Here is a 9,110-nt window from a genome sequence, read left to right as displayed (position 1 = left end):
CACGCACGCCCACACGTCCGCACTGCCGAGGTCGGCCCCGTCGTCCTGGTCGCCGAGCTGCACGCACGCCCACACGTCCGCACTGCCGAGGTCGGCAACAGGACACACGCCCCGTCGCCGACCTCGGCCGGTCGGTCAGGCTGCCCGGACTAAGCGCGCTCGGGCAGCAGCGGCATACAGCAGAATCTCGGCCCGCTCCAAAACGTCAGCGTCGTCGGCTAGGTCGGCAAGTCGTGTCAGCCCTACCAAGCTTGCCGACACGACGAGCGGGGAGAGTGTCACCGGCAGCGTTGCCGATCTCGTGACACGGTGCGCGTGAAGCTCATAGGCCAGCTCCCCGAGGTCTCTCACCGGGTCCACTGTGACGAGCAGACCGCCAGACCGCACGAGTCCCGCCAGTGTTTCGGCAATCGCCAGCCACGCTCTACGGTCTCCGAGTGTCGCCAGCCGCCCCCAGCCGGTCGAGTCGAGCAGCGCCACGCGCCCCGCCCAGCGGTCGACCGCGAGCGCGCACACCGTGCGCCCGGACACTGTTTCCCTGGTCTTCCGGGGCGCGCCGAGCACGTCGACCAACACGGACAGCGCGGCCCCGTCGTCGGTGTCGGCCCTGAGCCGACCGACCGCGCTCACGCTGCACGCTCCGCACGTTTGCCGATCGTTCGACGCCGCGACTCCCCAGGGGGAGCGGTCAGCGCCCACAGCGTGCCGCCGAGGACACCCTCGATACGGTTCGAGTCGGCCCACGCCGAGCACGCCTCGAGCACGGGACACCCGACGCAGACGAGCGCGGCCCGTTCGTGTCGGGCGTTCCGGGCGGCGCGCTTCTCGTGCACGCTCTCGCCGAGGTCTATCGCGAAGTCGAACCATTGCGGGTCCACGTCCTCCGAGGTGCACGCCGCGTGTTCCATCCACCATTCGTGCCCCAGATCCAGCGCTATCGGTTTCCGGCTCACTGTCGGCCCCCGGTCGTGAACGTCATCTGACCGATTGAACCGACCTCCACCATGTCGGACGTGCGCCCGCGGATCACCTCGAGGATTGACTCTTTCGACCCTTGTTCCAGTAGGTCTAGTTCGTCGTCGCTGAGGTTTTGCAGGGTGAATGTGCGGTCAGTGTGGCGCGCCTTTTTCGGTGAGTCCTTACCTGTTACGCCGAGTCCGCGAATCGTGACCTTATCCGGCCGCGCTTTCGCTTTCGTCGCCCGTTTCAGCGCGTCGCCGAGGTGCTCGGGCTTGTTGGTTTCGACCCTTTTGCCGCCGCCCTGCACCTTGGTTTCTTTCGCCTTGATCGGTTGCGGTTTGCCACCTCGGGCACCCCGGCGCAGCTCACGCCGGTAGTCCTCGGGCACCTTGCCTGTTTGCTTCCAGCGGGAAACCGTCGACTTAGATACGCCGAGCGATTCGGCCAACTTTGACTGACTCATCTTTCCGAGCGTCTGGGAGAGAAAGTCAGACAGCGGTTTACGCTTGCTCATTGGTTACGCCCCTGCCTGGTCAAGTTCGTTGCGCTGCGCCATAAGTTCGGCGTAGGTGCGCGGTGTGGGTAGTTCGCCGTCGTGCCCGGTCTGCGGTCGGTAGTCGCCGACCTTGCCGGTGTCCTCTATGCCGATCGGCTCGGTTGTCCACAGCGAGTCTGTGTGCACGGCCAGCAGTACCGACGGGTCGACGTGCGCGATGCCTACGCCCTTTTGCGTCGGGTGGTCGAACAGTCGGTTGCGCGTGGCCTCATAGACGTATGCCGTCCATTCGGGGTGCGCCAGCGTGCCAGCGGCCGAGCTTGCCTCGAACCATTCGTAGCGCTTGCCGTCCTCGCTGAGTATGGCCGTCTCCGGTAGCTCGGCAACCTTGCTCAGATCGGACTCACTCCGGTACGACTCGAAACGCTTGCCCTGCATAGAGCCGATCGCCGCAATGCAGATGTTCCGCGCCATGGCCGAGACGAGATCCTTCACCGTGTCGGTTGCTGCCTGTGCCGGTAGCCACTCCTGCCGCAGTGTTCGGATGTGCTTTCCGAACGTCACGAGCGGCTTTTCCGTACGCCGAGCAGCGTCGAACTTCCAGCGCTCGAGGATCTGCACGTGGTCGCCGATCATCCACCCGTGCTTTTCGCCGAGCAGCAGAGTGCGATCCCATGCCCACGTCTCGAACGTCGTGCCCGGTTCGCTCGGGTAGACCCACTGTCCGTTACGGGAGTCGTCGCGGAATCCGAACAGTCCGCGACGGTTCCAGTCGTTCGGCACGGTCACGCGGACTCGGTACCAGCACGGCAGGAACCCGGTGCGCTCGATCTCGTCGCGGAACAGGAACGTTGACTCGCGGTCCTTGCTCGGCACGCCGATCGGGAGTTCCAGCTCTAGCGCCTTGTTGTATGCCCACCTCATGTCATAGACGTGCAGACCGGGGATCGTGTCGGATTCCATGCCGCCGCTCGGGTGCGTCGGCAATACGTAGTCCTCGTGACGGCCCTGTCCGCCGTACGACCGCAGCGTGTTCTGGTCTGCGTCCGACAGGATCGGGAACGTCTTGCCCGTGGGCAGTGTTCGGCGCGCCAGCTCTACGCCCGTCGCGCCCGGTGTCGCCTTGATCGGCACGCCGTGATCGCCGCGCGTGGCGAGGGTGAACGTTGCCCTCAGACCGGCGCGCAGCAAGTCGAACGCCTGCCGCAGCTCGGCCGGGCCCGTCGTCTCCTCGAGGTCGATACCGACCCATCCGGCCGCGCGGTAGATGGTCAGCGGTTCGCCGTCCGGCCGCACGTAGTGAAGCGTTGCGCGGTCGGGGTGGCGAGCGTCGAACATTGCGCCACGGTCGCCGACCTGCCAGCCCTCGGGCAGTGCGCCGAGCGCCCACGTGCGGAAACCCTCGGGAGTCTCACCGGGAACCATGCCCGTGATGTGGACGTGCCGGACACCCTCGGGAATCGACCCGAGCAGACGCGCCAGCGTCGGCCCGCCCTTCGCCTTGCGGTAGCTGAACGTGCGATCGTCGCTCGTGACGCCCTTACCGGCCGCAACGTCGACATAGGCAGCGGTTTCCGTGGTGAACGTGCCAGCCTGCCGACGGGACAGCGCCGAGCTGTCACGCACGCCGTGGTCAGTGTTCGCGGCGTCGGAGAGTGCCCGATCGAACGCACCGGCCGAGGTCGGCTCGGTCGGCGTGGCCGAGGTCGGCTCGGTCGGCGTGGCCGAGGTCGGCTCGGTCGGCGTGGCCGAGGTCGGCTCGGTCGGCGTCGGTGCGTCGCCCTGGTCGCCGCGCTCGTCGTGGCACCGGCACGTGCACCCGACCGCGAACCGAGCACCCCGAGCACGGTTGCGCTGGCACTGTTCGTGTTTGCCCTGTGTCCCGCACTGGTACGACAGAGCGCCAGCGGCCGACGTTGCCGCCGGGGTCACGGTGTCTACGTCGTCCGTTCCGGTGCGCACTGCCACCTGTTCGGGCGCGGCCGGGGTGCTCGTGTGCGGTGCGTGCGTGCCGCGATTGATCGGCACGACGGTGCCCGTGGTCGGCGCGGTTTCCTGCACCGGCTTGCGCGCCAGCACCCACCCGCGCGCTTTGTTCGTGCGCCGGTACGCGGCCGAGTATCCGGCGCGGTCGAGGGGGATCTCCATTTCCTTGATCCGCTTTGTGAGGTGCTGCGCGTTCGCGGGCCAGCCCATCGGGGTACGTGCGAACGGATCGGTTTCCTTGCGCTGTTTTTCCAGCTCAGAGAGCAATTCGGTAGGCGAGTAGGTGCGCGGTTTCCCTGCCTGCCCGTCGATCAGCGCCATAACGCACGCGGTCAGTGCGTCGCCGGTCGCCGATTCGGCCTGTCGCGATGCCTGTTCTTGCATGAATTGCGGGAAAGCGCTTGTGCCGTAAAGGGAATCCAGCGATGCCAGCGTGTAGGAGAACGTCGACAGTCGCGAGGTGCGGATTTTCAGCTGTTGCATGTTCTTTTGCACCTGGTCGTATACGCCGAGGACGGAAACGGCCTGGTCGAACAGTCCTCCCAGCACCTCGGCGTGCATGGCGTCGAACGCCGCTTTGACCTCGGCGCGGTCGCGGTAGACGCCGCCGGGGATCGGCTCAATCTCGACAGTGATCACGCGGTCCATGAAGTCCGGCTTCACTTTGCCGAGGTCGATTGACGCGAGGATCAGGCAGCCGCGCACCGGCGCGCGGTAGATGCGTGCGGTTGTGTACAGCTCCCGACGTGCGTAGATGCCGCCCGTTGCGATGACTGACATAGCGGTTTGCTGTTGCTTCGTCATGCTGTCGACGTTGTCGAACGGGATGAAGTACTGACTACTCGCGAGCGCGTAGATTTCGGCGGGGTCTTCCGGCAGCGCGATAGGCATACTGTCAAACCCTTCGCCCTCGATCGGGTCGAGCAGGTACGAAAGGATCGCCGACAGTGAGGTTTTCGCCGATCCGGCCTGTCCCACGAGCGAGATAATCGGGTGGTCGGCCGAGCGCTGCATTGCGGTGTGCCAGTTGCACACGATCAGTTGCCGGGATTCCTCGGGCACGTTCGCGATTTCCCAGATTCGGGAGAGGTCGCCGCCCTTGATCGCCCTCGGGAGCGGTCGGGCGTTCTCGCCACGGATAAACACCACGTCGTCACCGGGGTCTGTGGTGATCGTCCATCCATCCTTGGTGATCACGTAGCACTCACCAGCGTCATTGCACATGTCGACAGCGATCACACCCTGCCGAGGGTTGGCGATGCGTGACGCGGTGCGGACGGGGCGCACGGCCCGCGCTTCGTCGCGCAGAGACAGCAGCGCGTTATCTCGCTCGGTCCGGCTGAACTCTTCGCCGGTGACGTTGCGCAGGTACAGCGCCAGGTCGGAAACGATCTCTTCGCTGTTCTCGGTCAGCCAGCGACTCACGCGCGGCCCCGAGGTCGGGGTGACGAACACGCGGCCCTCTAGCGAGCTGCCGACCGCGTACCGATCGCGGGCGAGTTTGGCGAGTGCCTTCACGCGGTCGGCGCTCGTCTTCGGCGGGGCCGAGCTGGAACGGGGCGCACGCTCACGCGTGTTCCGGCCCCCGGCCGACCTCACTGCCTGGGGCGTTTCCGCCCCGTCGCCGTCATTCTTCTTTGGTATCGTCATGCTCGTATCGCCCTCTCGGGTGGTCTCGGACGATTGCCCCCGCTAGCTCGGCCAAAAGTGTTGCGGGGGCTTTCGTATGTCTGGGATAAGTCGTGTCGTCTACATCGGTTCGTGTGCGTGTTCTCTGTGGCCGTACGCGGGTAGTGCGTACGGGGGTGCGTTCGGCTGGCTCGGTGCGTCGGTGTGGTCCTGCCACGGCAGCGCCCGACTACGGCCTGAGCGCCCCTCTACGGGCAGCGATCGGCCACGGCCGAGCAATGTGACGAGCAGAGCGATTCGGGCCGCGACACGAGCGAACACAGGCCCAGACGTGCGGCCCGTGTGTCGTGCGAGTCGGGCAAGTTGTTCGAGTACGTCGGAAAGCTGCGACGGCACGCCGTCCAGTTCCACCGGCCACGTCTTATCGGTCACCATTCGGCGCAGCAGCGCCCGACTGTGTGCGAGCAGTCGCCGACCGATCGGCGTACGTGCGACCGGGTGCGCTTCGAGGTCGGTCAGCGTGCGAGAGAACCCCGGCGCAAGGTCACGCACGAGCGCGGCACGGCGCGCCGACTCGGGTACAGAACCGGGCGCAACGTCGTGCTCCGGTCCGTGGTCACTCGGCGCGGTGTCCTCGGGGCCGAGCTGTGACGGCATTCCGTCCAGCGCCACCGGCCACCGGCCACCGCTCACCATTCCCAACAACGCCCGGCCATGCCCTAGCAGTCGCCGACCGATCGGTGTGTGTGCGACGGGGTGCCCTTCCCGCTCCGCCATTGCGCGGGTAAACCTCGGCCCAAGGTCACGCGTGAGCGCAGCACGATGACGTGCCGACTCATTCACAGCACCGGGAGCAACGCCCCCGGTGCTGCCGCTGTCTACGTCGACCGGGGCGCGGTCGACCACGAGGCCGAGGGTTGTCATGCCGGTACGCGACTCAGCTCGGACGCTTCCGGGGCACCCTCGGGGTAGATCTCGCCGAGGATGATCTGCCGCACGTACGCGGCCGGGGTCAGCCCACGCGCCCGCGCCCGGCTCTTGACGATGGCTAGGTCCCGCTCAGTGAGCGACGCGAACACCTTCGGTGAACGCCCTTCACTGGTCTTACGTTCGAGCGACGGTCTGCCCATATCGGTCCCCGCTCCTCTCGGTCTCGGTGTCTTACGTCCGTGTAATTCCGGGGTAACCCTAACCCTCCGGTCGACCCTCCGCCAGCATTCGAGGTCAGGGGCGCGTCGCGGGTGTCTCGGGCCGATATTCTGCCCTTTTCGGTCGGCCGATAATCGCCGCGTTTCGTTTCATAGACCGTTATACAGACGGTTTCACAGCCATTCCATAGACCTTTTACCGCCATTTCACAGACCGTTTTACAGCTAATCGAATAGGACTAGACACAGCTAATCGAATAGCTATCGCAACAGGAATCCGACAGCCGCCTACCGGCCGAGGTCGGGCAATCGACGCATACCGCGTGTCGCGAGGCCCACCCCCAACATTTCCGAATCACCCCCTGTAACCTGGGGATACACACCGGAAAGTAAGGTGCCGCGCGAACATTCGCCGAGCGCGCACACCTTCCGACCCGATTACTGCCGAGACCGCACACCCCCGACCGAGAGACCTCACCATGACTACTCCACGCACAAAGAAAAAGAGAATGACGCGCGGGTCGCTACCCGAGATCGCACTCACCTGCAATAAGTGCTCCACAGCGTTCACGACGAAAGCGCGGGGCGGGATCACCGTTCGATGCAAGACATGCGGGGCCGCGAAGAAAGTCCCCAAATCGCGCCCCGGTAATCCAATACAGCCATTGCCGGAACCCACAAATGGATACGCCGCACAAAAGCCGCGCAGACAGCGGGCCGACGTAGCGCCAGAAACAGACGAGCAGTGGCAACGCCAGTTCAACAGGGAAGCCCGTCAAGAGCTGCGCGAGTTGGGATGGTCCGAGCACGAGATACGCAAGGCACTGAAACGCCACAAGGACAGCCAAGCGGCCGAGCGGAAAGCGCTGGAAGGACCGACCTACCTCGACATTGCCGAACAGACCCTTGCACTACTGGGCGCGCCCAAACCCGCCGAGATACTGCGAAACCAGCCGCCCCGCACCCCGGCCCCGCAGCGTCCCCGCCGACCCGCAGCGCCACAGCGACCGGCCTCCGCACGACCGACCATCTGCCAGGCCCAGGGATGCGGTCGGCCCGTCACCGTCGTTATCTCACAGACCTCGGGCAAGCGCCGCACGGTGCACGCGTGCTCCGAGCACTTCCCGGCCGCAGCCGACTTGCTGCGCCGCGACGGGGTGCCCGTCCGTGGTGACCTCATTGCCAACATGAAGCCACGCCCCCCACAGTGCGAGGCCCAGGGGTGCCGAGACGCCGCCTCAAACGTCGTCGTGCAGACAGACGACACCGGGCAGGGCGAGACCGGCCCCCGGCTCACCGTCTGCATTGCCCACGTCGACGCTGCCGGGCACCACCTCGGCCCGCGCACTCACCGTGTCGAATCACTGCCCGTCACGAACCCCCACGTAGCCGTCCCAGCCTGAAACGGCCCAGGACACCCGAACGCCCCCGATGCCGCACACGTGGCGTCGGGGGCGTCTCTCGTACCGCGGGAAAGACCCGGCACACGACGGGCACCCCCACCACTACGCCGAGCCGCGCCACCTCTGCGACAACGCCGGAAACGTCGGGCTGCCGCGACTGTGGAATCCTCTCCGCTGCGCTCCGCCGATCCCACAGCCTTGCCGATGAAAAACCACCTACCGGACTCACCGACACCCACCACCGACACCCACCACCGACCCAGCACCACCGCGCCCACCGCGCATCCCGGCAACCTCGGAACAACCTTCACCAGAGACCACTCAAAATCTGCGGAGCAATCTGCACAGAGCGAAGGGCCGAGGGGCACGCCGATTGTGCTTCCCCACAGTTTCGACCCGGCGCCGGCGACTACCCGACCTGCCGTTTCACCTCGGCCCCCTTGTGTGACCCCACAACGCCCCGCACACGCCCCGAGGTCACTCTCGGCCCCGTCGCCCTGGTCGCCGAGCTGCACGAGCGCCACACGCCCCGAGGTCGGCCCCCTCGGCCGGTCTGCCGAGCTGCACGAGCGCCACACGCCCCGAGGTCGGCCCCCTCGGCCGGTCTGCCGAGGACAGAGCCGGGGGAGCGGTGACGCTCGGCGGTGACGCTCGGCGGTGACGCTCGGCGGTGACGCTCGGCGGTGACGCTCGGCGGTGACGGTCATCGTCACCTCATCGTCACCCACGTAAGTGCAGGTCAGCGCACTATCCCACAAACCCCGGTGACAGGTAGAAATCTAAGCGTCACCTCAAAAACATGCATTGACCTGCACTTATTCGAGTTGGTGACGATGGTGACGACAAAAAAGCCGGTTTCTCTCTCTCTACGTACACGCACCCACGTACCCGCTATCCCCGTCACCCCCTCACACGCGTAGATAGATTTTTGGACTCTAAGCGTCACTATCGTCACCTTTTCTTTATTTCCGCAGCTCAGAATAGGTTTTGCTCGGTGACGATCAAATTCGCAAGCGTCACCCCCACTGTTACCAAATCGTCTGACCTGCACGTTTCCGACCGCACTCGGTGACGCTTGGAATCGCTAAGCGTCACCTTTTGTCGTCACCTCCCGGCCGAGCGTCACCGGCCGACCGAGCGGCTACGCCGCCACGCCCCCACGAACAGGGTTAGGTAAACCTAATGAGCGCAAGGCAATTCGGACATATCGGTATAAATCGGACATTGACCCTAAAAGCATTACCGTACAACACTTTTCGCGAAAAGCATTGTTTGTCAACATCTTTCACCTGTCATGAAAAATTAAGTGCTGCAATGAAACTCGCGCACCTCCGGTTTCGAGCACGCGAAGTATGTTGCGGCACACCGTTTTTCGCGGCGCGGAGCGCTTCCGCGTGGGTCGTCCGCGGAGCGGACAGGCACCCCGGCGGGTGACGGTCCTCGTGCTGGCTCTCGTGATGGTCGGCGGTGAGCCGCAGGCTTCCTGGA

General features: G+C 65.4%; 5 protein-coding genes. All 5 read right to left on the bottom strand.

The window, feature by feature from the left end:
* Positions 1 to 135: 135 nt before the first annotated feature.
* Positions 136 to 630 carry a hypothetical protein gene (locus ACFTWF_RS44295; protein WP_378467401.1) on the bottom strand — a complete coding sequence of 165 codons (495 nt, stop codon included), beginning with the start codon at positions 628 to 630 and terminating at the stop codon, positions 136 to 138.
* Positions 627 to 953, bottom strand: coding sequence for a WhiB family transcriptional regulator (locus ACFTWF_RS44290; RefSeq protein ID WP_378467400.1), 327 nt, complete (start codon positions 951 to 953; stop codon positions 627 to 629). Before ACFTWF_RS44290 ends, ACFTWF_RS44295 begins: the two co-directional genes overlap by 4 nt.
* A complete protein-coding gene (locus ACFTWF_RS44285; RefSeq protein WP_378467399.1) occupies positions 950 to 1,474 on the bottom strand; it encodes a helix-turn-helix domain-containing protein in 525 nt (174 codons plus the stop codon). Before ACFTWF_RS44285 ends, ACFTWF_RS44290 begins: the two co-directional genes overlap by 4 nt.
* 3 nt (positions 1,475 to 1,477) lie before the next feature.
* The gene (locus ACFTWF_RS44280; RefSeq protein ID WP_378467398.1) at positions 1,478 to 4,960 is read right to left on the bottom strand and encodes a hypothetical protein; all 3,483 of its coding nucleotides are present in this window, start codon (positions 4,958 to 4,960) and stop codon (positions 1,478 to 1,480) included.
* Positions 4,961 to 5,991: 1,031 nt separating this feature from the next.
* Complete coding sequence (locus ACFTWF_RS44275) at positions 5,992 to 6,201, bottom strand: hypothetical protein (protein WP_378467397.1); 210 nt, start codon at positions 6,199 to 6,201, stop codon at positions 5,992 to 5,994.
* Between the last annotated feature and the right edge of the window lie 2,909 nt (positions 6,202 to 9,110).

The sequence above is a fragment of the Rhodococcus sp. NPDC056960 genome (genome assembly GCF_042674125.1).
Lineage (GTDB): Bacteria > Actinomycetota > Actinomycetes > Mycobacteriales > Mycobacteriaceae > Rhodococcus_F.
The sequence above is the reverse complement of the archived record's forward strand: the minus strand, read 5'-3'. Positions and strand labels throughout refer to the sequence as shown.